Here is a 24,788-nt window from a genome sequence, read left to right on the forward strand (position 1 = left end):
CAGGACCGCTTTTTTATCCACACTGCCTGGGGACGGGACCGGTGGAAAAACTACGCCTCCTGTGGACGCAGCACCCTTCGCCCACAGGGCAGTTGAGTTTTCCCCAGGTTTTCCCCAGATCCGTCCCCAGAAATGGGCCCGCTTCTCCACAGCCCCTCTGGCAACATCACGTGACCGCTTTCACTCGGGACGGTGACAAACGAATTGATGTTGTCGAACTGTGGACGTCGCTGTGGAGAACCGGGCAAAAGCTGGGGACAAGTGGCCCCTGCCTGGGGACGCCGAGTGGATAACCCTGGCGCGGTGTTGACGTCGGCTTCCCCGTCCACAGCCTGTGGAAAACTATTTCCCACAAGTACACAGGCAGGTGAGCTGGGCGGACGTCTCCATGATGGCCGAACCTGTGGAGAGATTCTGGATAACTCCGTCCTCCCCAGGGTGTGGACGGGGAAAACCGCGCCAGCCTGTGGATCAGGGCTCCCCGGCCCGCCGTTGTTCGATTGAGGGGCTCGGTTGTACGGACACGAAGCGGGTGCGAAGCGGGCCCGAGACGGGTGCGAAAAAGCCCCGGAACGGTGTCCCGGGGCTCTCGCTGCTGCTTCGACCGCCTGGTGCGGGCTTGGGAGTTCAGCTCTTGATGCGGTTGGTCAGCTCGGTCACCTGGTTGTAGATGGACCGGCGCTCGGCCATCATCGTGCGGATCTTGCGGTCCGCGTGCATCACCGTGGTGTGGTCCCGGCCGCCGAACTGTGCCCCGATCTTGGGCAGGGACAGGTCGGTGAGCTCCCGGCAGAGGTACATGGCGATCTGCCGCGCCGTCACCAGCACCCGGCTGCGCGAGGAGCCGCAGAGGTCGTCCACGCTCAGCCCGAAGTACGCGGCGGTCTGCTGCATGATGACCGTCGCGGTGATCTCCGGGCCGGCCTCCTCGCCGCCGGGGATCAGGTCCTTCAGCACGATCTCCGCCAACTGCAGGTCCACCGGCGCCCGGTTGAGGCTGGCGAAGGCGGTGACCCGGATCAGCGCGCCCTCCAACTCCCGGATGTTGCGCGAGATCCGGGAGGCGATGAACTCCAACACCTCGGGCGGGGCGTTCAGTTGCTCCTGGATCGCCTTCTTGCGGAGGATCGCGATCCGGGTCTCCAGCTCCGGCGGCTGGACGTCGGTGGTCAGTCCCCACTCGAAGCGGTTCCTGAGCCGGTCCTCCAGGGTGACCAGCTGCCGCGGCGGCCGGTCGGAGGAGATCACGATCTGCTTGTTGGCGTTGTGCAGGGTGTTGAAGGTGTGGAAGAACTCCTCCTGGGTCGACTCCTTGTTCTGCAGGAACTGGATGTCGTCGACCAGCAGGATGTCCATGTCCCGGTAGCGCTGCCGGAAGCCGTCGCCCTTGTCGTCCCGGATCGAGTTGATGAACTCGTTGGTGAACTCCTCCGAGCTCACGTAGCGGACCCGGGTGCCGGGGTAGAGGCTGCGGGCGTAGTGCCCGATCGCGTGCAGCAGATGGGTCTTGCCGAGACCTGACTCGCCGTAGATGAACAGCGGGTTGTAGGCCTTGGCGGGGGCCTCGGCCACGGCCACCGCGGCGGCGTGCGCGAAGCGGTTGCTGGAGCCGATGACAAAGGTCTCGAAGAGGTACTTGGGGTTCAGCCGCGCGGCCGGCTCGTCCTTGCGCGGCAGGACCGGCGCGGAGCCGCCGCCGGGGCGGTCCGGACGGTCCGGCAGCTGCGGCTCGGACCGCAGGGCCGGCAACTGCTCGTGCTCGGACCGCTGTTCGGCCTCACGCTCGTCCTGCGGGCCGGACGGGCGGAAGGGCTCCTCCGGCGGGCGCTGCTCCCAGGGCCGCTGCTGCGGCGCGGGGGCGGCCGGGGGCCACTCGTCCTCCTGGTCCCGCTGGTCCCGCGGGGAGCGGCCGGGGAAGGACCCCTGGTAGCCCTGGCCGGGGCCGGCCGCCGGGGCGCCGTAGTAGCCGCCGCGCTCCGGCGGGTGCTGCTGGTGCTGCGGGTACGGGGCCTGGGCCGGGGCGGAGTAGTCGGGGCGGCGCTGCTCGTAGCCGTCGTAGCCCTGGTTCTGGCCCGGTCCCTGCCCCTGGCCCGGCCCGGGGCCCTGGGTGTAGTCGCGGTGCTGGAGCTGCTGCGGCGGCCCCTGCTCGCGGGCGGGCGGGGGCGGGCCGAGCGGGGCCGCGTTGGCGTCGACGATCACGGCGATCCGCATCGGGCGGCCGTACTCGTGGCTCAGCAGCTCGGTGATCGCCGGGAGCAGCCGTCCCTCCAGCACTCCCTTGGCGTACTCGTTGGGGGTCGCCAGCAGCGCGGTGTCCACCATCAGGCCCATGGTCTGGGTGCGCTGCAGCCACTGCGCGTCCTTGGGGCCGACCCCCTGGTCGTTGCCCAGTCGCTCGACGATCCGCGCCCAGACGGTCGCAAGCTCGCTGCTCGTATCAGCCACTGGTGCACGCTTTCTCGTTCCACCGGGACAGGTGGGGAGGACCGGGAGAAGAGAGGAGGGGTCGGAGGTCGGACCGGAGAGTCTGCCAACGGTAGTCAGGCCGAGGGGCTGCGTTCAAGTTCTTGTCCACAGGCTGTGTACAGCAGTGTCGCAGACCGGGGGCGGGCTTCCTTCCCCGGAGCCCGATCCGGGAAACCTCAGGCCGGTTTGACCCGCGGAGCCCGTTCCGCGTACCGTAACGAGGTCGAGTTGTCGATGGCCGCTGCCGCATGCCCGCGGAATATCCGCACACCAAGGCGCGCTGCTACGGGCGTCGTGGATCACCGTACATAACGGTTATGGCGATCGCGCGGACGCACGGTGACGGCTGTCGACGCCCCGCCACCCTTCGATTCATCCTGGAGTCCCCCCGTGAGCAAGCGCACCTTCCAGCCGAACAACCGTCGCCGCGCGAAGACCCATGGCTTCCGCCTGCGGATGCGCACCCGTGCCGGCCGTGCGATCCTCGCGGCTCGCCGCGAAAAGGGCCGCGCCCGCCTGTCCGCCTGATCTATCAGGTCATGTCGTGCTGCCCCCCGAACATCGGCTGAGGCGGCGCCAGGACTTCGCGATCGCGGTGCGGCGGGGCCGTCGTGCCGGACGTCCCCTCCTTGTGGTGCACCTCAGTGAGAACGCTGGGAGCACGGCCGGGAGGACGTACGGCGAGGGCGACCCCGTGGCATCCACGGTTCTGCCGTCAACGGACCCGCACAGCACCGGGGAGTCTCCCTCTCCGGTGCGTGCGGGTTTTGTCGTCAGCAAGGCCGTCGGACCTGCTGTTGTCCGCAACCGCGTGAAGCGTCGCCTGCGTCACCTCGTAGCCGCGCGTCTGGCCGACCTGCCCGCAGGTAGCCTGATAGTGGTACGCGCGCTGCCCCCCGCGGGGACAGCGGACTTCGCGGACCTGCAACGCGATCTCGATTCCGCCCTGCGGAAGCTGGCCGCCCCCCGGGGCGGGCGGCCCCGCGCCTCCGGTACCGCATCCTCGCCGACGGGAGCAGGACAGTGACGTACCTGCTGATAGCAGCGACAGGCCTGGCCTTGCTGCTGGCGGGGAAGTACCTGTTGCTCGCGGGGATCAGGGTCTACCAGTGGACCATCAGTCCGCTGCTGGGCCCGGTCTGCCGCTACCACCCCTCGTGCTCCCGCTACGGGTTCGAGGCGATCAAGGTGCACGGCGCGCTGAAGGGCTCGGCCCTGACCGCGTGGCGCATCCTCCGGTGCAATCCCTGGGCGGCGGGCGGGTTCGACTACGTCCCGGCCCGCAAGCACCCGGTCTGGTACCGGTGGGTGCTCAACCTTCCGTCCCGCGACGTGGGACCCCACACCTCGAGCGACGCTGACGCGCCGACTCCCTCGACCAACGCCCAAGGAGCATGACCGTGGGGTTTCTCGACTCGATCCTCAGTCCGCTGTATACCGCCGTCTCATGGATCATCGTCCAGTTCCACACCCTGTACAGCCAGGTCTTCCCGGCTGACAGCGGCTGGGCCTGGGGGCTGGCGATCGTCTCGCTGGTGATCCTGGTCCGCGCCTGCATGATCCCGTTGACGATCAAGCAGACCAAGTCGATGCGGGCGATGCAGGCGCTGCAGCCCCGGCTGAAGGTGCTGCAGGAGCGCTACAAGGGCGACCGGCAGAAGCTCTCCGAAGAGAGCATGAAGCTCTACAAGGAGGCCGGGGCCAACCCGGCGTCCAGCTGCCTGCCGCTGCTGATCCAGTCGCCGTTCTTCATGTCGCTGTACGGCGTGCTGAGCAACGTGGCGCACGGCAAGACGGTCGGCGTGATCACCCCGGCGCTGCTGGTGAGCGCCCAGCAGGCGCACATCTTCGGCGCCCCGCTGTCGGCGACCTTCTTCAACTCGCACATCGTGAACGTCAAGATCGTCGCCGCGGTGATGATCCTGACGATGTGCTTCACGCAGTTCCTCACCACCCGCCAGCTGATGACGAAGAACGTCGACCTGTCGGTCAAGACGCCGTACATGCAGCAGCAGAAGATGATGATGTACGTCTTCCCCGTCATCTACATCTTCATCGGCGCCAACATGCCGGTCGGCGTGCTGATCTACATGGTGACCAGCAACATGTGGACGCTGGGCCAGCAGCTGGTGATCATCCGGCAGAACCCGACCCCCGGCTCGGTCGCCTTCAAGGCCCGCCAGGAGCGGCTGAAGGCCGCCGGCAAGCTGAACGCGGACGGCACGCCGATCAAGGCCGGCCTGGCCACCCTGGTGAAGGGCGGGGCCCCGGTGGTCGAGGAGGCCCCCGAGGACGCCGCACCGGTGCGCAGGCAGCAGCCGAAGCGGCAGACCAAGGCCCAGCGCGCCAACGCCGGCGGCGGCGGTACGGCGGGTACGGCTCCGGCCGACGCCGTGGTCCGCACGGCCGAGACGGCCGCAAAGGTGAGCACCGAGAAGCCGGCCCCGGCCGGCAAGGCGGCCCCGGCGAAGGCCGCGGCACCCGCACAGGCCCGCGGACGCGCCAAGACCGGTGGCGGTGCCTCCGGCGGCGCCGCGGGCGGTACCGGCTCCGCTAGCGGTTCCACCCCGGCCCAGAAGAGCGGCACCCAGAACGGCGGGGGCCAGGGCGGCGGGACGCAGAACGGCGGCCAGAAGCGCAGCAACCAGCCGGCCAAGCGGAACCCGCAGCCGGCCGGTCGCTCGAACAGCAAGAAGAAGTCCTAGCGCCGTCGCCCGGCCGTCCGCCCGTCCCCCCAGTCCTTGTCCTGCTTGTCTTGTCGGAACCACAGAACCCAAAGGAGTCCACCAGTGACGGACGGCACCGCGACGCCGGTCGAGAGCGTCGAGCCGAAGAGTGCAGCGTCGACGACCGATGCGCTCGGCCATCTGGAGCAGGAGGGCGAGATCGCCGCGGACTACCTGGAGGCCCTGCTCGACATCGCGGACCTCGACGGTGACATCGACATGGATGTGGAGGGCGACCGGGCCTCCGTCTCCATCATCGGCGAGGGTCCCGGCGACGACCGCTCGCTGCTGCGGCTGGTCGGCCAGGACGGCGAGGTCCTGGAGGCGCTGCAGGAGCTGACCCGGCTGGCGGTGCACCGCGAGACCGGTGAGCGCAGCAGGCTGATGCTGGACATCGCCGGGTTCCGCGCGCACAAGCGGGCCGAGCTGTCGGAGCTCGGGGCGCAGGCGGCCAAGGAGGCCAAGGAGACCGGCACCCCGGTGAAGCTCCGGCCGATGACGCCGTTCGAGCGCAAGGTGGTCCATGACGCGGTGGCCGCCGCGGGGCTGCGGAGCGAGTCGGAGGGCGAGGAGCCGCAGCGGCGGGTCGTCGTCCTGCCCGCTTAGTCCTGCTGTCCCACACTGGTCGTACGGAGGAGAGGGTCGGCGATGGCTGAGGCAGCGGCGGAGTCCGGGGCTGTACCGGCGCCGGAGGAGTTCTCGCGGGAGCTCCCGGAGGCGCCGGCGTCCGCCGGGGCGGTCTTCGGCGACCGCTTCGAGCAGGCGGTCCGCTATGCGGAACTGCTGGCCGACGCGGGGGTGCGGCGGGGCCTGATCGGGCCGCGGGAGGTGCCGCGGCTCTGGGAGCGGCACCTGCTCAACTGCGCTGTGCTGGGGGAGCTGCTGCCGGAGGGGGCGACGCTGTGCGACGTCGGCTCGGGGGCCGGGCTGCCCGGGATCCCGGTGGCGCTGGTGCGTCCCGATGTGCAGATCACCCTGCTGGAGCCGTTGCTGCGGCGGACCACCTTCCTGGAGGAGGTGGTCAAGGAGCTCGGCCTTGACAACGTGACCGTGGTCCGCGGCCGGGCCGAGGAGATGATCGGCACGCTGTCGGTGGACGTGGTGACCGCCCGGGCGGTGGCCCCACTGGACCGGCTGGCGGGCTGGGGGCTGCCGCTGCTGCGTCCCTACGGGGTGATGCTGGCGCTCAAGGGGGACTCGGCCGCGCAGGAGCTGGTCGAGCACAAGGCGGCGCTGGTGAAGCTGGGGGCCAGGGAGTGGTCGGTCGGCACCGCGGGCGAGGGTGTGCTGGAGACGCCCACCCATGTGGTGCGGGTGAAGGTCGGCGAGAGCCCGGGCGGGGTGAAGGCGGCCACTCGCAGGGCGAAGGCCGCGCGGGCGGGCCGGGCCAGGGCGGGTTCGGCGGCCCCGCGCCGGCACCGCTAGGGTCTTTCCCCCGTCTTTTCGGCCTGGTACGGGGCGAGCCCCCTGTTTCACGTGAAACAGGGGGCTTTCTGCTGCCCCGGCCCGGCCGGAGTGTCGAACCGTGAGATTTCCCCTATACCGGGCATCGTGTTTCACGTGAAACGTCGCTCTCTGCTTCCTGGGATCCTGAGCCGCAGTCGTGGAGCCGCTCAGTACGGTCGTCGTTCGGGTGAAGTTCTGCCGCTGAAGGGTCCAGAAGGGCCACAACCGTCTCCCCCGGTCACCCCGCTGCGCGATGATTCCAGCGACAGCCAGGACGGAGAGGGGGGCGAATCCATGCCCAGTGACACTCAGGTCGAGCCGTTGCCCGGCCCCAGGGGCAGGAGCCGTCGCGCGGTGGCACCTGTTTCACGTGAAACCGCAGATACTTCGGGGCCCGCCACCCGCACGCTTGTGCCGCATGAAACACTGGCGCCCATGCAGGACTCCGAACTCACCCCGCTGATTGACGACACTCCCATCGGTCGTGCCGCCCAGGCCGCGGTCGAGGCGATGGGCCGTGTCGGAGAAGCTCTGCCCCGCCCCGCCAGCACCCGGGTGATGGTGGTCGCCAACCAGAAGGGCGGCGTGGGCAAAACCACCTCCACGGTGAACCTGGCGGCGTCCCTGGCCATGCACGGCGCCAGGGTGCTGGTGATCGACCTCGACCCGCAGGGGAACGCCTCCACGGCGCTGGGCATCGACCACCACGCCGAGGTTCCCTCCATCTACGACGTCCTGGTCGAGGGCAAGCCGCTGGCCGATGTGGTCCAGCCGGTGGTGGATGTGGAGGGGCTGTTCTGCTGCCCGGCCACCATCGACCTGGCCGGGGCCGAGATCGAACTGGTCTCGCTGGTGGCCCGGGAGAGCCGGCTGCAGCGGGCGATCGAGGCCTATGAGCAGCCATTGGACTACATCCTGATCGACTGCCCGCCCTCGCTGGGCCTGCTCACCGTCAATGCGATGGTCGCGGGCCGCGAGGTGCTGATCCCGATCCAGTGCGAGTACTACGCGCTGGAGGGCCTCGGCCAGCTGCTGCGCAATGTGGACCTGGTGCGGGCGCACCTGAACCCGCATCTGCATGTGTCGACGATCCTGCTGACCATGTACGACGCGAGGACCAGGCTGGCCTCCCAGGTCGCGGACGAGGTGCGGAGCCACTTCGCGGAGGAGGTGCTGAAGACCGCCATCCCCCGCTCGGTGCGTGTCTCCGAGGCCCCCAGCTACGGCCAGACCGTCCTCACCTACGACCCGAGTTCCACCGGGGCGCTCTCCTACCTGGAGGCGGCCAAGGAGATCGCCCTGCGCGGGGCCGAGAAGGACGCCCGGGCGGCCGACGGCCGGTCGGCGGCCGACCTCGGGAACACCGGGGTGCACCAGCAGCAGCGCCGGGTGGCGGACCAGGTGCCGGTACAGCACGAGACAGCAGGGCACAGCACGATGGAGGGGCAGCGGTGAGTGAGCGACGTAGGGGCCTGGGGAAGGGAATCGGGGCACTGATTCCGGCTGCCAGCGGAGCGGACAGCCGGTCCATCTCCCCCGCCATCGGTGGTTCCATCTCGCCGAGCGAGGTGCCCAGGATGGGCGGCGGCGCGGTGAGCACGCTGGAGCGCACGATCGAGGGCGTTGTTTCACGTGAAACAGCGACGGGTCCGGATCTCCGTCCGGTGGACGGGGCGTACTTCGCCGAGATCCCGCTGGACGCGATCACGCCCAACCCGCGGCAGCCGCGTGAGGTCTTCGAGGAGGAGGCCCTCAACGAGCTGGTCCACTCGATCAAGGAGGTGGGCCTGCTCCAGCCGGTGGTGGTCCGGCAGATCTCTCCGGACCGCTATGAGCTGATCATGGGGGAGCGCCGCTGGCGGGCCTCCCGTGAGGCCGGTCTTGAGACGATCCCGGCGATCGTCCGGGACACCGAGGACGAGAAGCTGCTGCTCGACGCCCTCTTCGAGAACCTGCACCGGGCCCAGCTCAACCCGCTGGAGGAGGCTGCCGCCTACGACCAGCTGCTGCGCGACTTCGCTTGCAGCCATGAGGAGTTGGCCAAGCGGATCGGGCGTTCGCGGTCCTATGTCTCCAACACCCTGCGGCTGCTGAACCTGCCGCCGCTGGTCCAGCGGCGGCTGGCGGTCGGGGAGTTGCACTCGGGCCATGCCCGGCCGCTGCTGGGCCTCGACAGCCCCGAGGAGCAGGAAGCGCTGGCCCGGAGGATTACCGCCGAGGGCCTCTCGGTGCGGACCGTCGAGGAGATCGTCGCGCTGTCCAAGCTGGAGCAGGCTCCGACGAAGAAGCCGCAGGCGCCCCGGGCCGGCAAGCGGGTGCACCCGGCGCTGGCCAGTCTGGCGAGCCGGCTGTCGGACCGCTTCGACACCCGGGTGAAGGTGGAGCTCGGCAAGGACCGCGGAAAGATCGTGGTGGAGTACGCCTCGATGGACGACCTGGACCGGATCCTGGCCCTGTTCGCCCCCGGCGAGGGCCAGGTGCTCAAGCAGGAGAAGACGGACGACGAGAGCTAGCTCGGTCCGCTCGGCCCCGCCGCGGGCGGGACGACGAAGGGTCCCTGTTTCACGTGAAACAGGGACCCTTTGCTGTGGCGGTCCGGCGGTCCCCACGCCGTACAGTGAGAGGCATGGGACGCAGGCTGGTACCGCTCACTCTGGACTCGCTCTCCGATCTTCCGGGCCGCTGCGGCTCCTGTGTGTTCTGGGAGTTGGACGCGGTCAGCGGGGAGGCCGCGGTGAAGGCGGGGCGGCCGGAGATCGAGAAGGAGTCCTGGATCTCGGCGGTGCTGCTGGAGTGGGGCTCCTGCGGGCGGATCGCCTATGTCGACGACGTCCCGGTCGGCTTCGTGCTCTACGCGCCGCCCGCCTATGTGCCGCGGTCGCTGTCCTTCCCGACCAGTCCGGTCTCCCCCGACGCGGTCCAGTTGATGACGGCGCTGGTGCTGCCCGGCTACCAGGGGCAGGGGATCGGCCGGACCCTGGTGCAGACCGTCGCCAAGGACCTGGTGCGGCGGGGCTTCAAGGCGATCGAGGCCTTCGGTGACGCCCGCTGGGAGCAGCCGGGCTGTGTGCTGCCGGCCGACCATCTGCTGGCCGTGGGCTTCAAGACGGTGCGTCCGCACCCCCGGTATCCGCGGCTGAGACTGGAGGTGCGCTCGGCTATCTCCTGGAAGGGGGAGATGGAGGTCGCCCTGGAGCGGCTGCTCGGCGCGGTCCAGAAGGAGCCCTCGCTGCGACCGCTGTAGCCGGTTTCACGGACGAGCCGGTGCTCCCTGTTTCACGTGAAACAGGGAGCACCGGCCCGCGGCCTGTTCAGAGCAGCGCCGCCGGCAGGTGCAGCACGCCGGTCGGGGAGTCGTCCTCCGGGGGGAGGTAGAGCCGCTGGACGGCGACCGCGATCGCCTCCACGGCCTGGCCCCGCAGCTGCGGCGAGGAGAGCCGTACCGCGTCCTGGATGTTGGTGAGGTAGCCCAGCTCCAGCCGGACCGTGGCCATCCGGGTGGACCGCAGCAGGGTCCAGGTGCGGGCGTGGCTGCGGTTGTCGCCGAAGCCGCAGCGGGCCACGAGTTCGCGCTGCAGCAGCCCGGCGAACTGCTTGCCGGTGTGCGACCAGCGGTGGCCGCTCTCGTCGCCGTAGTAGTAGCTGGAGGCCCCGGAGGCATGCGGGTTGGGGTGCCCGTCCAGGTGCAGCGAGAGCATCAGATTGGCCTCGGTGGCGTTGGCGAACTGGGCCCGCTGGATCTCGTCGCCGCCGTTGTCGGCCCCTCGGGTGAGGTAGGTGCGGACGCCCAGCGCGGTGAGCCTGCCCTCCAGCCGGGTGGCGATGTCCCAGACGATGTCCGCCTCGGTGTGGCTGTGGGCGCTGACGCCGGTGTCCCCGCCGCCGTGGCCGGGGTCGATGATGATGACCTTGCCGGGCAGCGCCGACCCGGAGTGCAGCAGCATCTCGGTCTCACGCATCACATGGGGCGCTCCGCCGACCACGGTACGGGCGAGCCGGGCCAGCACGGTGAAGGTGGCGGGCCCCAGCGTGCCGTCGGCCTGCAGTCCCATATTGCGCTGGAACTCACTGAGCGCCTGGGCGGTCTCGGGGCCGAAGATCCCGTCGACCAGGCCGGGGGTGAAGCCCATGTCCAGCAGCCGCTGCTGGAGTTGGGCCACGTCGTCGCCGACCTGGAGGTTGCTCACCACATGGCTGAGTACCCGGTCCCCGAGTCTCCAGCGGGCCTCGTTGAGGTGGCGGTAGGTCTCGGGGCCGACGATGCCGTCGGCGGTGAGCCCCCGCTGCTGCTGGAAGTGCCTGACCGCGGCATCGACCTCTATGTCGAACTTGGAGGAGGCGGAGGCCAGTTGCTGGTGCCGGCCGGTCCGGTCCCCGGTGCTGGGCAGCAGGCCGAGCAGGCCGAGCTTGAAGCGGATCTCGGCCACCGCGGGTCCGGTCTGGCCGAGCTTCCAGTGGTAGGTGTGGGCGGGATGCTGCTTGGTCATGATGCGAGGGTCCCCTCCTCCTCATGGACTGCCATGATCGTACGCGCCGTTTCACGTGAAACATCGCCCGGCACCAGGACGACGCCGGGGCAGCCACCTGGTGGTGGCTGCCCCGGCGTCGGTCGGCACTGCTCCGCGCTGCCTACTCGTCGCCGAGCAGGAACTCGGAGAGGTCGCGCACCAGGGCGCTCTTCGGCTTGGCGCCGACGATGGTCTTCACGACCTCGCCGTTCACATAGACGTTCATGGTGGGGATGGACAGGACACCGTACGTCGCGGGGACGTTGGGGTTGTTGTCGATGTCCAGCTTGGCGATGGTGATCTTGTCGCCGAACTCGGCGGCGATCTCCTCGAGCGCCGGGGCGACCTGGCGGCACGGGCCGCACCAGGTGGCCCAGAAGTCGACGAGCACGGGCTTGTCGCTCTTGAGCACCTCGGACTCGAAGGTGTCGTCGGTCACGGTGATGGTGGCGCCGGCCACGGTGTCTCCTCGGGTGTGGGAAGGGGTGGAGCAGGGGGCAGTTGGGGCTCAGACCGTGCTGGCGGCCAGGCTCTCGGTGTGGGCCAGCAGCGCCAGGTAGCGCTCGGCGTCCAGGGCCGCGGCACAGCCGGTGCCGGCCGCGGTGATGGCCTGCCGGTAGGTGTGGTCGACGACGTCGCCGGCGCCGAAGACACCGGGCAGGTTCGTCCGGGTGGAGGGGGCCTCGACCCGGAGGTAGCCCTCTCCGTCCAGCTCCAGCTGGCCCTTGAACAGCTCGGTCCTGGGGTCGTGGCCGACGGCGATGAACAGGCCGGTGACCGGGAGTTCGCGGGTCTCGCCGGTGACGGTGTCGCGCAGGGTGAGCCCGCTCAGCTTGGCCTCGCCGTGGATCTCGGCGACCTCGCTGTTCCAGGCGAAGCCGATCTTCGGGTCGGCCACGGCGCGGTCCTGCATGGTCTTGCTGGCCCGCAGGCTGTCCCGGCGGTGCACCACGGTGACCGACTTGGCGAAGCGCGACAGGAAGGTCGCCTCCTCCATGGCGGTGTCGCCGCCGCCGACCACGACGATGTCCTGGTCCCGGAAGAAGAAGCCGTCACAGGTGGCGCACCAGGAGACGCCGCGCCCGGAGAGCTCGTCCTCCCGCGGCAGGCCCAGCTTGCGGTGCTGGGACCCGGTGCTGACGATGACGGCCCTGGCCCGGTGCACGGTGCCCTCGGAGTCGGTGACGGTCTTGATGTCACCGGTGAGGTCGACCGCGACGATGTCGTCCGGGATCAGCTCGGCGCCGAAGCGCTCGGCCTGGCCGCGCATGTTGTCCATCAGGTCGGGCCCCATGATGCCGTCCTGGAACCCGGGGAAGTTCTCGACCTCGGTGGTGTTCATCAGCGCGCCGCCCGCGGACACCGCCCCCTCGAAGACCAGGGGCTTGAGTGCGGCACGCGCTGTGTAGAGCGCGGCCGTGTAGCCGGCCGGCCCTGAGCCGATGATGATCACGTTGCGGACGTCGCTCACTGCACATCTCCTGAATCGCTTCGCAAGCCTGGGGGCCGGGCGGGACGGAAGGGCACCTGCCTTGCTCCATCTCGCTCAACGGTTCCCCAGTCTCCCGCATTCCCGGCCGTTCGGTGTGCCGGGTGCACTCAGCCGCGTGGCACGGTCCGCCGCACCAGCACGGTCGCACCGGCGGAGCCGGGGGCGCCGTCGGACGCGTGCGCACCGCGGTCGGCACAGGAGGCGGACACCAGGTAGGCGTCGACCTTGTGCAACGGGTCGACCGGGCTGGTGTAGACGACGGCGAACACCGCGGTGCCGCGGTAGCTGCCCCGGGTACTGGCGAGAGGAGTCTCACCGGTGCGGCCGACGGCGGCCAGGACGCAGGCCGGCGCGCGGGTGGAGACTCCCCCGTCGGTCTGCGGGTGGGCCTGCGGCTGCAGGGCGGTGGAGCCCGCGCCGTCCGGCAGCAGCTGCTGGATCTGCTCGTCCAGGCTCGCGTCGCTGAAGACGACCAGCGCGGCGCCGTCGGTCCTGGGGTTGGCCGCCCCGGCCCCGGCGACCGACTTCGCGCTGCCGCTGCCGGCCTTCATGCCGCCGTTCCCGCTCTGCAGCACCGCGGTACTGATCAGTCCGACGACGGCGAGCGCGGCCACGCCCAGGGCGGCCCGGCGCCAGCGCCTGGCCCGTCCGGGCCCGCGCGGTGGCCGCAGCGGACCCGTGGGCGCGGAGGACGCGCTGCGGGGCTTCCCCGGGGCGTCCCCGGCCCGGTCGTCCGTGCGGTCCGTGCGGTCCGTGCGGTCCGCGGCCGGGGCGGCGGGGCGGTCGGCTCCGGCCTGGTCGGCCGGGCCGGGGGCGGTGGCGAGCAGCGCCTCGGCGGCCAGCGCGGCGTCGATCCGGATGCCGACCTCGGCCGGCAGCACCGGTGTCGCGGTCTGCCCCAGCAGCGACCTGATCTCCTCCAGGGCGGCCCGGGTGTCCCGGCAGTCCCGGCAGTCGGCGACGTGGGCGTGCAGCAGGGCGGCGTCCTCGGGGGGGAGCAGCGCCTCCAGGTCCTCCGCGATGGTCTCCACCGGAGGGTGCCCGGAGGAGTCCAGGACGGGGTTCGGGGGGGTCGGGCTCACGGCTGCTCACCTCCTGCGCGGTGCTGGTCGGATCGGGGACCGTCCAGCAGTGGGACGGACGTTCCGGCGTTCGGGTTCCTTCCCCGGCCCGGTGGCGGGATATCCCCGGCCGCTGTCCCGGCAGAGGCGTTCCCCGGGGCGCGCGGTGGTGTTTCACGTGAAACAGCGCCGGCCCGGAGGTGGGCTATCTGTGGCAGCAGCCGGGCCCGGCCCCGGGCGCAGCGGCTCTTCACGGTGCCGACCGGGACGCCCAGGATCGCCGCGGCCTCGGCCACCGGGTAGCCCTGCATGTCCACCAGGACCAGGGCCGCCCGCTGCTCGGACGGCAGCGAGGCCAGGGCGGCGCCCAGCTCGCGGCGCAGCTCCCCCCGCTCCGCGGAGACGTCCGCGCCCTCGTCCAGGCCGAGCAGGGCCTCCTGGGCGGGCTCCTGGTCCAGCGGGCGGGTGGGGCGGCTGGCGCTGCGCCGGGCGCGGTCCAGGCAGGCGTTCACCACGATGCGGTGCAGCCAGGTGGTGACGGCGGAGCGGCCCTGGAAGGTGTGGGCCGCGCGGAACGCGGAGACCAGGGCGTCCTGCAGTGCGTCCGCCGCCTCCTCGCGGTCGCCCAGGGTGCGCAGCGCCACCGCCCAGAGCCGGTCCCGGTGCCGGGCGACCAGCTGGCCGAAGGCGTCGTGGTCCCCGGCGACATGGCGTGCCAGCAGGGCCGCGTCGGCGTCGACGCTGTCCTCGGACTGCGCGGGACGGTCGTCCCGTGACGGACTCGCCACTGTTGTTGTTCCCCCATGGAAGGCGGCTGGTCAGCCCAGGACCTGGATCTCCGAGATGCCGCCGCGGTAGGCGCCGGACCTGGTGGGGTCCGCGGGGAGGCTGGTGACGTGGATCAGGACGAACCGGGTGCGTACCGGGGTGGCCAGGGTATCGCTGGTGAAGGTGGTGCCCATGACCTCGCCGATGTTGGAGACCCGCTGGCTGAAGTCGGAGCTGCTGCTGAGCGGGGCGCTGGTCGCGTCCGCGGGCGCGGCGAGCACCTCCAGGGTCTCCCCGGCGACCGGCAGCACCAGTTTCACGCCGGAGACGTTCTGCACGCTGCCCAGGTCGACCACGATGCCGCTGCCGTCGGCGCGGCTGGGGTAGTTGCCGAACTTCGCGTAGTTCAGGTACTGCGAGGTCATCCAGGCGGTGCCGGGGTCGCCGTCGACGCTGAGGGGGGCCTGGGGGCCCGCTATCGGCTTGTCCCGGGGGGAGAACTCCACCGCGCCGCTGATCTTCAGCGGGTGCAGGGACGGCTTGGCCGAGACCGAGGGCTTGGGGTTGCCGCCGACGCCGGCGGTGACCGGATTGTTGCCGCTGCCCGTGCCGCGCTTGTCCATCAGCACCTGGGCGGTGCCCCAGCTGCCCAGGCCGACCGCGGCCAGCACCACCAGGGAGATGCCCCAGCGCAGTGCCTTGCCGGTGCGTCCGGGCAGCGCCGGGGGCGGCGGCTGGACCGGGGGCCCGGGCCGGCGCGGCGGCGCGGTCGGCGGGCCGCCCCGCGCCGGGCTGCCGGGGTAGCTGCGGGTGGGGTACTCGGGCAGCACCAGCGGCTCGGGGTCGGGCTGCCGGATCTTGGGGATCAGGTCGATGGCCCGGGCGAGCCCGGCCGGCGAGGCGATCGGCTCCAGGTGCCGGACCGGGGGCTCGCACAGGGTGCGGGCGCACAGGTCGGAGAGCCCGCGGTGGACGCCGGCCCTGACCTGCTCGGGCGGCACCACGCCGACGGCCCTGGGCATCCCCTGCAGCCCGTACCGGTCCTCGGGGCCGGGCCAGCGGTGGGTCAGCGCGGCGAACAGCAGGGTCCCCAGCGCCCGCGCGTCGGTGCGGGCGGCCTCGGTGCCGTCCTCGGTCTCCAGGCCGTGCAGGGCGGCGTCCAGGGCGATCCCGGTGATCCGGTACTGGCCGCCGTCGCTGCGCAGCACGCAGGCCGGGGTGAGCCTGAGGTGGGACAGGCCCTTGCGGTGCGCGGCGGCGATGGCGTCGGTGACCTGGCGGGCCATCTGGTAGGCCTCGTAGGGCTCCAGCGGGCCCTCGGCGAGCAGGGCGCCCAGGTCGGTGGCGTCGGGGAGCCACTCGCGGATGATGTAGACCAGCTCGCCCTCCTCGACCGCGTCCAGGACCTGGACGAAGCGCGGGTCGCCGAGCAGGGCGGCCTGCCGGGCGGCGGCCACGGCGGCCTGGGACCGGGCGTGGCCCGCGGCCAGCAGGTGGATCCCCACGGCGCGGCGCAGCTTCTCGTCGACGGCGCGCCAGCTGGTGAACACCCCGGCCTGGGTGAGGCACTCCTCCAGCCGGTAGCGGTCGGCGATGCGGTCCCCGCTGTGCCGTACCGGTGCGGGGAGCAGCGGCGTGGTCTCCGTGACCGGCCCGGTTGCTGAGTCGGCGTCGGCTGACGTCCCGTCCGCTGACAGCTCGTCCGCTGACGGCTCGTCCGACGGGGCGGCGTCGGACACGGGTTCCGGTTCGGACGCGAGCTCGGGTTCGGAGACGGGCTCGGGTGCGGAGGCGGGGGTCTCGTCGGTCTCCGGTCCGGCCGCGGCGGCGGGCGCCTCGGCGACGAGTTCCTCCGCTTCTTCTTCCGGCGCTGCCGGTTCGCTGCTCTCCGTGATCGTCTCGACCGGAGCCTTGCTGCGATCCGCCACCTTCGTCCTGCCTCCCCTTGGTGTTCCCCCAGGTCGTTCTGAGGGCGTACGGTCAATTGTGACAACTCCCGCTGTCCGACTACGACCCACGATCCCCCCAGTTGGTTGCACAGGGGAGGCGGGATCCGGTCTCAGCGGCCGAGCTTCCCGCGCACCATACCGATCAGCGGTGTGAGCTCCTCGATGCGGAGCCGCTGGGCGACGAGGACGAACAGGCCGATCTGCACCGACCCGCCGACGGCCACCGCGGCGATGTCGGACAGCACCCCGCCGCCGGTGCTGTGGACGATCAGGTAGCCGATGACGAAGCCGACGGCCGCGGGGACCACGGCGGCGCCGATCAGCCTTCCGTAGGTGCGCTTGATCCGGGCCCCGTCCAGGTTGCCGACCCGGCGGCGCAGCCTGGGCAGCGCCACCATCAGCCCCACCAGGTAGGAGAGCCCGTAGGCGAAGGCCATCCCGGTCACGGCCCAGTGGCGGGGCAGCACCAGATAGCAGACGCCGGACAGGACCGCGTTGCTGCCGGCCACCCACAGCGTGTTGTAGAAGGGGGTACGGGTGTCCTCGTACGCGTAGAAGCCGCGGAGCAGCACGTACTGGGCCGAGTAGGGGATCAGGCCGAGGGCGAACGCGGAGAGCATGTAGCCGACCGAGGAGCCCGAGTGGCCGTAGAGGGCCGAGCCGATGAAGGGGCCCAGCGACAGGAACATGAACGCCGCCGGGACGATCGCCACCGCCGAGGTCCGCAGCCCGTAGGAGAGGTCGTCCCGGACCGCGGTGGCGTCGCCGTCCGCGGCGGCCCTGGAGATCCGGGGCAGCACCGCGCTCATCACCGACACCGTGATCACGGCCTGGGGGAGCTGCCAGATCAGCATGGCGTTGGAGAAGGCGGCCAGGCCGGCCCCGTCGGACCCGGCCGCGGCGGTGGCCAGCTGGGTGACGACCAGGAAGCCGGCCTGGTTGGCGAGCACGAACAGGAAGGTCCACTTGGCGAGCTTGGCCGCGTGGCCGAGGCCGTGGCCGCGCCAGTCGAAGCGGGGCCGGAACCTGAACTGCGCCGCCCGCAGGTAGGGGATCATCGACAGGGCCTGGACCACCAGGCCGAGCAGGGTGCCGATGCCGAGCAGCCGGACGCCGTCGGGGGAGACGGTGTCCGTGGTGACGCCGGTGCTGCTGAACGGCCCGTAGACCCAGGCGTACATGCCGAAGGTGAAGATGACGACGACGTTGTTGAGGACCGGGGTCCACATCATCGCGCCGAACCGGCCGCGGGCGTTCAGGACCTGGCCCATCACCACGTGGACGCCCATGAAGAAGATGGTGGGCAGGCAGTACCGGGCCAGCGAGACGGTGACCTCGGCCGAGTGCGGGTCGTTCATGACCGAGTTGGAGACCAGCCGGACCAGGATCGGGGCGGCCAGCACGGTGACGAAGACGACCCCGCCGAGCCCGACGATCACCAGGGTGAGCAGGCGGTTGGCGTAGGCCTGGCCGCCGTCCTCGTCGTTCTTCATGCTGCGGACGAGCTGGGGCACGAAGACCGCGTTGAGCGCGCCGCCGCCGACCAGGATGTAGAGCAGGGTCGGCAGGGTGTTGGCGACGTTGTAGGAGGTGCCCATGCCGTGCAGGCCGATGGCGAAGGCGATGACCATGGTGCGGACGAAGCCGGTGCCGCGGGAGACCAGGGTGCCGGCCGCCATGATGGCGCTGGAGCCCAGGATCCCGCCGGTCCTGCCGCCGCCGGACTTGGCGGCGGGCTCGCCGGGCGTCCCGGTCCGCGGCCCGGCCGAGGTGTCGATCCGGATCAGCGGCATGGTGCCGGTGGCCTCGCCGACCAGGTCGCCGCCCGGCTCCCCGTACAGCCCGGGGGTGTAGGGCTGCTGGTCGGAGTCGCGGAAGAGGTAGCCGAAGGGGTCCTGCTGCCGGGCCCTGGCCGTCTGCTCGTCCTCGGTGGCGTGGGTGAGCAGCTCGTCGACCCCGACCTCGGCGTAGCCCTGCGGCGGTCCGAAGCCGGGAACGGTCGAACCGTCGGGAACGCCGGGGTGGGCCGGCTGCGGGACGTACGCGGCCTGGCCCTGGGCGTACTGCCCCTGGCCGTACTGCTGCGGCGGGTAGTACTGCCCCTGCGGCGGGTAGCCGTCCTGCGGGGCCGGCGGCACCGGCGGAGCCTGCTGCACCTGCTGGGCCTGCGGGTATCCGGGCTGCGGCGAGTACTGCGGCGGCTGGGCCTGCTGGGGCGGGGCCTGCTGGTAGGCGTCCTGCGGGTACGGCTGCTGCGGGTACTGCGCCTGCGGGTACTGCCCGTCCTGGTACTGCGGCTGCGGGTAGGGGTCCTGCGGGTAGGGCTCCTGGCCGTACGGGTCCTGGGCGTACGGGTCCTGGGCGTAGGGGTCGCGCGCGTAGGTCTCGTCCAGGTAGGGGTCGCTGACGACCTCGGCGGCGGGCGGGGGGACCTGGCGGGGGTCGGCGGGAGGCGCACCGCGGTGGGGACCGCGTCCACCGCGTCCCTGCTGGGTCCTGCCGTCGCGCGGCGCGCTCATGCCACCTCTTCCGAATCTGTGGTGCTAAGGGTCCACCCTCTCATCCGCGGACCGTCACCCAGTGAATCAGGGCGCGTTTTTCTGAGGGTGACGTGCGAGTCGCCCCTCGTCCTCACTCTCCTGGGCCCCTTCGGGTCGTGGCTGGTCACCCCGGTCGGGGTCCTGCTCCGGGTCCGGACCCGGACCGCCGGCGGCGGTGTTGTGCTTGCGCTTCCAGTACAGCCGCAGGCCGGCCAGCAGGACCAGCAGGCCGCCGCCGGCCATCACCGCGATCACGCCGTTGGGCAGGCTGGTGATGTCGACGTAGAAGTACACCGGGTCGCCGTAGGGCTGGTGGTCGGCGGTGGTGTAGAGCTGCGCCGTCATCTGCACCTTGTTGTTGGCGAACGCCTTCACCGGGAACTTGATGGTGATCTTGGTGCCGCCGCCGGCCGCCACCGGCTTGTTGGCGGCCGAGGTGAACTGCTGGTTGCCCAGGCTGAGCCGGGCCGCGTTGCTGGAGCTGAGCTCGACCACCAGGTTGATCACGCCCTGGGCCAGGTCGTTCTGCACGGTGACCGGGATGGTCGCGGAGCCGCTGCCGGACAGGGTGATGCTGCCGCCCGGCTTCGGCAGGATGGTGACCTTGCCGTAGAGGTTCGCCAGATAGCCCGCCGCGTTGCCGCGGTAGCTGTCGCCGAGGGCGTCCCGGCCGCGCCACTGGGTGGACACCGAGCGCAGTATCGCCGAGCTGAAGGCGCTGCGGACGCTGGCCGGGTTGACCAGGACGTTCTCCAGCTTGTCCAGCTGGGCCTGGGTGTCGGAGACGGCGAACAGGTCGGCGGCGTCGAGCTCGGTCTTCCTCAGCGCCGCCGGGTACGCCGACACCGGCGGCACGGTACGGCCGGCGCCGGGGGTCGGCGCCGCCTTGGCCGCCGCGCCGAAGGTCTCCGGCGAGGCCCACTTGCCGTGCACCGCGGCCTTGAGCGAGGCGGCCAGCACCTGGGCGGTGCTGGCGGACATCTCCCGCGGCGGCTGGACCAGGATGCTGCGCTGCTTGCTGGGCTGCTCCAGCGTGATCGCCAGGGTCTCGGCCAGGAACCGCTGTTCGGCCATGACCTGGGCGCTCGGCGTGGACAGGTCCCCGGCGAAGATCGAGGCCAGGGTCGGGTCGGCGACCACGGCGGTGGTCCCCTTGCCCAGCGAACGGGCGGCGTTGGGAGTGAAGTTGAGGTCGGGGGAGGGCAGGCTGCTGCCGGTGGCCACGATCTCGGTGTCGCCGACCGCGCGGGCCAGCGAGACCACCGAGCTGTCCAGGTAGCCCTGGTAGGGCCAGGCGACGGTGTGGCTCGCGCCGACCTGCAGCGGGTTGAGGCCGACCTGGCCCAGGTCGGTGTTGGCGATGCCGATGGCCTGCTTGAGGGTGGACGAGCCGGAGCCGTTGTGGGCGATCGAGGCCAGGTCGGGGTCGGCCGCCGGGAGCGAGATCACCTGCCGGCCGTCCAGGCCGCTCAGCGCCGCCTGCAGCCCGGTGCGCCAGCTCGACGCGGCGGCGGACCCGGTGCCGGGCTTGGTGCAGTCGCAGGCCGCCGAGACGCCCTGGCTGTCGTCCCCGGAGACCACCCGGTACTTGGGCTCCATCTTGAGCACGCTGCTGATCAGGTCGGGGTCGATCACCCAGGTCGGGCTGAGGCCGGAGAGGCCCAGGTCGGCGCCGATGGCCTGGAGCTGGCCGAGCCGGCCCTCCGCGCCGAGGTCGGCGGCCAGCGAGTCGTCGGTGAACACCGCCTCGTCGTTGCCGGAGGAGTCGGCGTAGGTCTGCGGCTGGACCCGGGGCGGCTCCACGATCGGCCACAGCGTGGCGATCTTCGTGGGCTTGTCCTCGGTGCTGTCGTACAGCGGGAGGTAGGTCCTGGCGATGCCCAGCGGGTGCACCTCGGAGGAGCCGCCGGCGGCGCCCTGGGCGTCCACCGCGATCTCGTACACGTGGTTGCTGCTCAGGCCGAGCGTGCCCAGGTCGACGGTCAGGCTGAACGCCGGGCTGGTCGCGCCCGGGGCCAGCGTGCCCAGGTCCTTGTCCAGCGTGCCGATCTCCTGCGGGTCGTTGCCGGAGGGGGTGGCCGAGGCGGCGACGGCGGCGATCTGGGACCGGTTGGACAGGTGTTCGAGGTTCACCCAGACCCCCGCGTGCAGCGAGGAGATCGGGGTGCTGCCGGTGTTGGTGACGGTGCCCCTGAGCGTGACCTTGCCGGTGGCCGAGGGCGTCACCGGGCTGACCGTGGTGAGCGTCACCCGGGCCGGGTAGCGGCTGCCGGCCGCCTTGACCGTCTTCGGCGCACCGGCGACGGCGGCACCGGCCGGGGCCTGCCGCACGGCGTCGACCCGGTACTGGGCGGCTCCGGCCGCCGGGGCCAGCGCGGTCCCGCTCGCCAGGGTGAGGCCGGCGGCCAGCAGCACCGTGCCGCCGCGGCGGGCCCGCCGCCAGGGGCTGTCCCAGGCCCGGTCCCCGGTCCGGTCCCGGGCTCGGCCGCGGCCGTCGCCGAGCCGGGTAATGCGACCTCTGTACCGTGCCGCCACGCCCACGCGCCCTCGCCGTTCTCGTCGCTCTCGGTGCACTGCCACGGCCGGGCTGCCGACCGGTTCTCCCGGCATCGTAACGACGTTGCCTGGGAGCGGTCGCAGCCGGGCGCGCCCGGATGGGCGCACGGGCCCCCGTCCGGGACGGGGGCTCCCTCCGCGTATAACGAGGCGCGGCCCGTGGGTAACGCCACGTAGGCTTGTCTCTCGTGCCGAACGCCATGCATTCCACCGAGTCCAGCGATTCCCTCAACGCCGCGCAGCGGGCCGCCGTGGGCGGGGTCCTGGGCGCGTACCCGGTCGCGGACGAGCTCGGCCGCCGCTTCCAGCAGGCCGGATTCCGGCTGGCGCTGGTCGGCGGCTCGGTGCGGGACGCGCTGCTCGGCCGGCTCGGCAACGACCTGGACTTCACCACCGACGCCCGCCCCGAGCAGATCCTGGCCCTGCTGAAGCCGTGGGCGGACGCGATCTGGGACGTCGGCATCGCCTTCGGCACCGTCGGCGCCCGGAAGAAGGCCAGGCCGACCGCCGACCCGGTGCACGGCGAGCTGTTCGACTTCCAGATCGAGATCACCACCTACCGCTCCGAGGCGTACGACCGCGACTCCCGCAAGCCGGAGGTCTCCTACGGCGACACCATCGAGGAGGACCTGCTCCGCCGCGACTTCACCGTGAACGCGATGGCGGTGGCCCTGCCCGAGCTGGTCTTCGTCGATCCGCACCACGGCCTGGCCGACCTGGCCGCGAAGCTGCTGCGGACCCCGGGCACCCCGGAGCAGTCCTTCTCGGACGACCCGCTGCGGATGCTGCGGGCGGCCCGGTTCGCGGCCCAGCTGGACTTCGAGGTCGCCCCCGAGGTCGTCACCGCGATGACGGAGATGGCGGAGCGGATCGACATCGTCTCGGCCGAGCGGGTCCAGGCCGAGCTGAACAAGCTGCTGCTGTCCGCGCACCCGCGACAGGGCCTGCTGCTGCTGGTCGACACCGGGCTGGCCGCCCGGGTGCTGCCGGAGCTCCCGGCGCTGCGGCTGGAGCGCGACGAGCACCACCGCCACAAGGACGTCTACGACCACTCGCTGACCGTGCTGGAGCAGGCCATCGACCTGGAGACGGAGGGTCCCGACCTGACCCTGCGGCTGGCCGCGCTGCTGCACGACATCGGCAAGCCGCGGACCCGGCGCTTCGAGGAGGGCGGCGGGGTCTCCTTCCACCACCACGAGCTGGTCGGCGCGAAGATGGCCAAGAAGCGGATGCGGGAGCTCAAGTACTCCAACGAGCTGATCGCGGACGTGTCCCGGCTGGTGGAGCTGCACCTGCGGTTCCACGGCTACGGCGAGGGCGAGTGGACCGACTCGGCGGTGCGCCGCTACGTCCGCGACGCCGGACCGCTGCTGGAGCGGCTGCACAAGCTGACCCGCTCCGACTGCACCACCCGGAACCGGAAGAAGGCGGCGGCGCTCTCCCGCACCTACGACGCCCTGGAGCAGCGGATCGCGGTGCTGCAGGAGCGGGAGGAGCTGGACGCGATCCGGCCCGACCTCAACGGCGACGAGATCATGGCGCTGCTGGGCATCAAGCCGGGCCGGGAGGTCGGCGAGGCGTACAAGTTCCTGCTGGAACTCCGGCTGGAGAACGGCCCGATGGGCCCGGAGGCGGCCGAGGCGGCGCTGCGCGCCTGGTGGGCCGGGCGGCAGGGGTAGGCGCCGGTCCGGTCAGGCGCGAGGGGGGACGGGGGCGGCCAAGGGGGGCGGCGAGACCCGGTGACGGACCGTCAGTCCGTACCCCAGCGCGGTGGCGGCGTAGAGCAGCGCGGCGACCAGGACCACCGTCGCGGACCGCCCGCTGGGCGACATCAGCAGCGCCGCCAGGGCGGCGGCGGCCACCAGCGCGGCGTTGTAGAGCACGTCGTAGACCGCGAACACCCGTCCCAGGTAGGCGTCCTCGACCCCGGTCTGGACCAGGGTGTCGGTGCTGATCTTGACGCCCTGGGTGACCAGCCCCAGCAGGTAGGCGGCGGTGATGACGGGGACGGGGGCGAAGAACAGCCCCAGGGCGGGGGTCAGCACCGCCGCCAGCGCCGCGCAGCAGACCAGCCAGCCGTTCACGCCGAGCCGCCGTCCGGCCCAGGGGGTGACCACCGCGGCGGTGAAGAAGCCCGCCGCGGAGGCGGCCAAGGCGAGGCCGAGCCAGCGGATGCCCGCGGCCTGGTCCTCCGGCGCGGCGAAGGTGTTCCGGCAGAGCATCAGCGTCAGCACCAGCAGCAGGCCGTAGCAGAACCGGCACACGGTCACCGCGGCCAGCGCGTTCGCCGCCGGACGGCAGTCGCGGACCAGGTGCCGCAGCCCGGCGGCCAGCCCGCGCGCGGTCTCCGCGAGCACGGCCCGCAGCCGCTCGGGGGCCTGCTGGCCGCGCTGGGGCCCCAGCAGGTCGGGGGCCATGGTCGCGGTGGCGAGCGCGGCGCAGCCGTAGCCCGCGGCGGCGAGCACCAGCAGCGCGGCGTTGGCCCCGGCGCCGCTGGGCAGCACCAGCCGGACCACCAGGCCGGAGCCGCCGCCGATGCTGGTGGCCACCGTGCCGAGGGTCGGGGCGAGGGCGTTGGCGCCGATCAGCAGCGGGGGCGGGACCACGGCCGGCAGCGCGGCGGAGAGCCCGGCCAGGACGAACCGGTTGGCCCCGGTGACCAGCAGCGCGGCGCCGAAGAAGACCGGGGTGGGGACCTGCAGCAGCACCAGCGCGGCGGTGCCGAGGCAGAGCAGCAGCCGCGCCAGGTTTCCGTACAGCAGGATCTGACGGCGGCGCCAGCGGTCGAGCAGCGGTCCGGCGAAAGGGCCGACCAGGCAGAACGGCAGCAGCATCACCGCGAAGGCGGAGGCGATGGCGCCCGGGGACGGCTGCCGCTCGGGGGAGAAGACGACATAGGAGGCCAGGGCGACCTGGAACACGCCGTCGGAGAGCTGGGAGAGCAACCGGGTGCGCAGCAGGCGCCGGAAGTCCGGCAGCCGGAACAGGGCTGCACCACGGGTGATCGACACCTGCACAGAGTAGGGCCTGTCCGCGGCGGGCCGGGCCAACCGGAACGACCGAGGGGCACCTGTTTCACGTGAAACAGGTGCCCCTCGGGACGCTCGGTCCGGCTCAGCGGCCGGTGTTCAAGCGGGCGGTGCTCAGTGGTCGACCTCGCCGCGGATGAACTTCTCCACGTTGTCGCGGGCCTCGTCGTCGAAGTACTGCACCGGCGGGGACTTCATCAGGTAGTAAGTCCTCAACTTTGCCCCGTTCAACAAAGCGCCAGTTCAG

The 24,788-nt window shown here is 71.7% G+C and carries 20 protein-coding genes; 10 read left to right on the forward strand and 10 right to left on the reverse strand.

Translation table 11 applies throughout. From position 1 onward, the window contains the following. Positions 1-627: 627 nt before the first annotated feature. A complete protein-coding gene (dnaA, locus tag ACEZDG_RS14270; protein WP_380508064.1) occupies positions 628-2,445 on the reverse strand; it encodes a chromosomal replication initiator protein DnaA in 1,818 nt (605 codons plus the stop codon). Positions 2,446-2,856: 411 nt separating this feature from the next. On the opposite strand from dnaA, the gene rpmH reads away from it, so the two are divergent. The 9 genes from rpmH to ACEZDG_RS14315 all read left to right on the forward strand — a co-directional run bounded on the left by rpmH (position 2,857) and on the right by ACEZDG_RS14315 (position 9,882). After that, complete coding sequence (gene rpmH / locus ACEZDG_RS14275) at positions 2,857-2,994, forward strand: 50S ribosomal protein L34 (protein ID WP_034089364.1); 138 nt, start codon at positions 2,857-2,859, stop codon at positions 2,992-2,994. Between the two features lie 16 nt (positions 2,995-3,010). Continuing rightward, a complete protein-coding gene (gene rnpA / locus ACEZDG_RS14280; RefSeq protein WP_380508069.1) occupies positions 3,011-3,493 on the forward strand; it encodes a ribonuclease P protein component in 483 nt (160 codons plus the stop codon). A 38-nt stretch (positions 3,494-3,531) separates the two neighbouring features. Then, positions 3,532-3,864 carry a membrane protein insertion efficiency factor YidD gene (yidD, locus tag ACEZDG_RS14285; RefSeq protein ID WP_380508548.1) on the forward strand — a complete coding sequence of 111 codons (333 nt, stop codon included), beginning with the start codon at positions 3,532-3,534 and terminating at the stop codon, positions 3,862-3,864. Beyond that, complete coding sequence (gene yidC, locus ACEZDG_RS14290; protein WP_380508071.1) at positions 3,861-5,171, forward strand: membrane protein insertase YidC; 1,311 nt, start codon at positions 3,861-3,863, stop codon at positions 5,169-5,171. Before yidD ends, yidC begins: the two co-directional genes overlap by 4 nt. An 84-nt stretch (positions 5,172-5,255) precedes the next feature. Then, positions 5,256-5,798: a Jag family protein gene (locus ACEZDG_RS14295; protein ID WP_380508075.1), complete on the forward strand. Its 543-nt coding sequence runs from the start codon at positions 5,256-5,258 to the stop codon at positions 5,796-5,798. Between the two features lie 42 nt (positions 5,799-5,840). Beyond that, entirely contained in the window at positions 5,841-6,617 is a 777-nt protein-coding gene (gene rsmG / locus ACEZDG_RS14300; protein WP_380508078.1) for a 16S rRNA (guanine(527)-N(7))-methyltransferase RsmG, read from the forward strand. Positions 6,618-7,073: 456 nt separating this feature from the next. Then, a complete protein-coding gene (locus ACEZDG_RS14305; protein WP_380508081.1) occupies positions 7,074-8,093 on the forward strand; it encodes a ParA family protein in 1,020 nt (339 codons plus the stop codon). After that, the gene (locus ACEZDG_RS14310) at positions 8,090-9,151 is read left to right on the forward strand and encodes a ParB/RepB/Spo0J family partition protein (RefSeq protein WP_380508084.1); all 1,062 of its coding nucleotides are present in this window, start codon (positions 8,090-8,092) and stop codon (positions 9,149-9,151) included. The genes ACEZDG_RS14305 and ACEZDG_RS14310 overlap by 4 nt, the downstream gene beginning before the upstream one ends. A 113-nt stretch (positions 9,152-9,264) precedes the next feature. Further along, positions 9,265-9,882, forward strand: a complete 618-nt coding sequence (locus ACEZDG_RS14315) for a GNAT family N-acetyltransferase (RefSeq protein WP_380508089.1) — start codon at positions 9,265-9,267, stop codon at positions 9,880-9,882. A gap of 67 nt (positions 9,883-9,949) precedes the next feature. On the opposite strand, the gene ACEZDG_RS14320 is transcribed toward ACEZDG_RS14315, so the two are convergent. From ACEZDG_RS14320 to ACEZDG_RS14355, 8 genes are all read right to left on the reverse strand, one after another. Then, positions 9,950-11,125, reverse strand: a complete 1,176-nt coding sequence (locus ACEZDG_RS14320) for an N-acetylmuramoyl-L-alanine amidase (RefSeq protein ID WP_380508092.1) — start codon at positions 11,123-11,125, stop codon at positions 9,950-9,952. Positions 11,126-11,267: 142 nt separating this feature from the next. Next, the gene (gene trxA, locus ACEZDG_RS14325) at positions 11,268-11,606 is read right to left on the reverse strand and encodes a thioredoxin (RefSeq protein ID WP_380508095.1); all 339 of its coding nucleotides are present in this window, start codon (positions 11,604-11,606) and stop codon (positions 11,268-11,270) included. 48 nt (positions 11,607-11,654) lie between these two features. Then, positions 11,655-12,617, reverse strand: a complete 963-nt coding sequence (trxB, locus tag ACEZDG_RS14330) for a thioredoxin-disulfide reductase (protein ID WP_380508098.1) — start codon at positions 12,615-12,617, stop codon at positions 11,655-11,657. Between the two features lie 128 nt (positions 12,618-12,745). Next, on the reverse strand, positions 12,746-13,720 hold the full coding sequence (locus ACEZDG_RS14335) for a hypothetical protein (RefSeq protein WP_380508101.1): 975 nt from the start codon (positions 13,718-13,720) through the stop codon (positions 12,746-12,748). Continuing rightward, entirely contained in the window at positions 13,717-14,487 is a 771-nt protein-coding gene (gene sigM / locus ACEZDG_RS14340; protein ID WP_380508104.1) for an RNA polymerase sigma factor SigM, read from the reverse strand. Before sigM ends, ACEZDG_RS14335 begins: the two co-directional genes overlap by 4 nt. Before the next feature lie 30 nt (positions 14,488-14,517). Beyond that, positions 14,518-16,395: a protein kinase family protein gene (locus ACEZDG_RS14345; protein ID WP_380508107.1), complete on the reverse strand. Its 1,878-nt coding sequence runs from the start codon at positions 16,393-16,395 to the stop codon at positions 14,518-14,520. 131 nt (positions 16,396-16,526) lie between these two features. After that, positions 16,527-18,935, reverse strand: a complete 2,409-nt coding sequence (gene murJ, locus ACEZDG_RS14350; RefSeq protein ID WP_380508110.1) for a murein biosynthesis integral membrane protein MurJ — start codon at positions 18,933-18,935, stop codon at positions 16,527-16,529. Positions 18,936-19,001: 66 nt separating this feature from the next. After that, the gene (locus ACEZDG_RS14355) at positions 19,002-21,491 is read right to left on the reverse strand and encodes a DUF6049 family protein (protein ID WP_380508113.1); all 2,490 of its coding nucleotides are present in this window, start codon (positions 21,489-21,491) and stop codon (positions 19,002-19,004) included. Positions 21,492-21,712: 221 nt separating this feature from the next. On the opposite strand from ACEZDG_RS14355, the gene ACEZDG_RS14360 reads away from it, so the two are divergent. Then, a complete protein-coding gene (locus ACEZDG_RS14360) occupies positions 21,713-23,191 on the forward strand; it encodes a CCA tRNA nucleotidyltransferase (protein WP_380508551.1) in 1,479 nt (492 codons plus the stop codon). Between the two features lie 12 nt (positions 23,192-23,203). Here ACEZDG_RS14360 and ACEZDG_RS14365 read toward each other — a convergent pair whose 3' ends face one another. Further along, entirely contained in the window at positions 23,204-24,523 is a 1,320-nt protein-coding gene (locus ACEZDG_RS14365) for an MFS transporter (RefSeq protein WP_380508116.1), read from the reverse strand. Between the last annotated feature and the right edge of the window lie 265 nt (positions 24,524-24,788).

This window comes from Streptacidiphilus alkalitolerans (assembly GCF_042511045.1).
In the GTDB taxonomy this organism is placed as follows: Bacteria; Actinomycetota; Actinomycetes; order Streptomycetales; family Streptomycetaceae; genus Streptacidiphilus; species Streptacidiphilus alkalitolerans.

Coding starts and splice junctions, on each gene's coding strand:
- rsmG (WP_380508078.1), top strand. CDS start 5,841: ATGGCTGAGGCAGCGGCGGAGTCCGGGGCTGTACCGGCGCCGGAGGAG.
- ACEZDG_RS14360 (WP_380508551.1), top strand. CDS start 21,713: ATGCATTCCACCGAGTCCAGCGATTCCCTCAACGCCGCGCAGCGGGCC.
- ACEZDG_RS14315 (WP_380508089.1), top strand. CDS start 9,265: ATGGGACGCAGGCTGGTACCGCTCACTCTGGACTCGCTCTCCGATCTT.
- murJ (WP_380508110.1), bottom strand. CDS start 18,935: ATGAGCGCGCCGCGCGACGGCAGGACCCAGCAGGGACGCGGTGGACGC.
- ACEZDG_RS14305 (WP_380508081.1), top strand. CDS start 7,074: ATGCAGGACTCCGAACTCACCCCGCTGATTGACGACACTCCCATCGGT.
- ACEZDG_RS14320 (WP_380508092.1), bottom strand. CDS start 11,125: ATGACCAAGCAGCATCCCGCCCACACCTACCACTGGAAGCTCGGCCAG.
- yidC (WP_380508071.1), top strand. CDS start 3,861: ATGACCGTGGGGTTTCTCGACTCGATCCTCAGTCCGCTGTATACCGCC.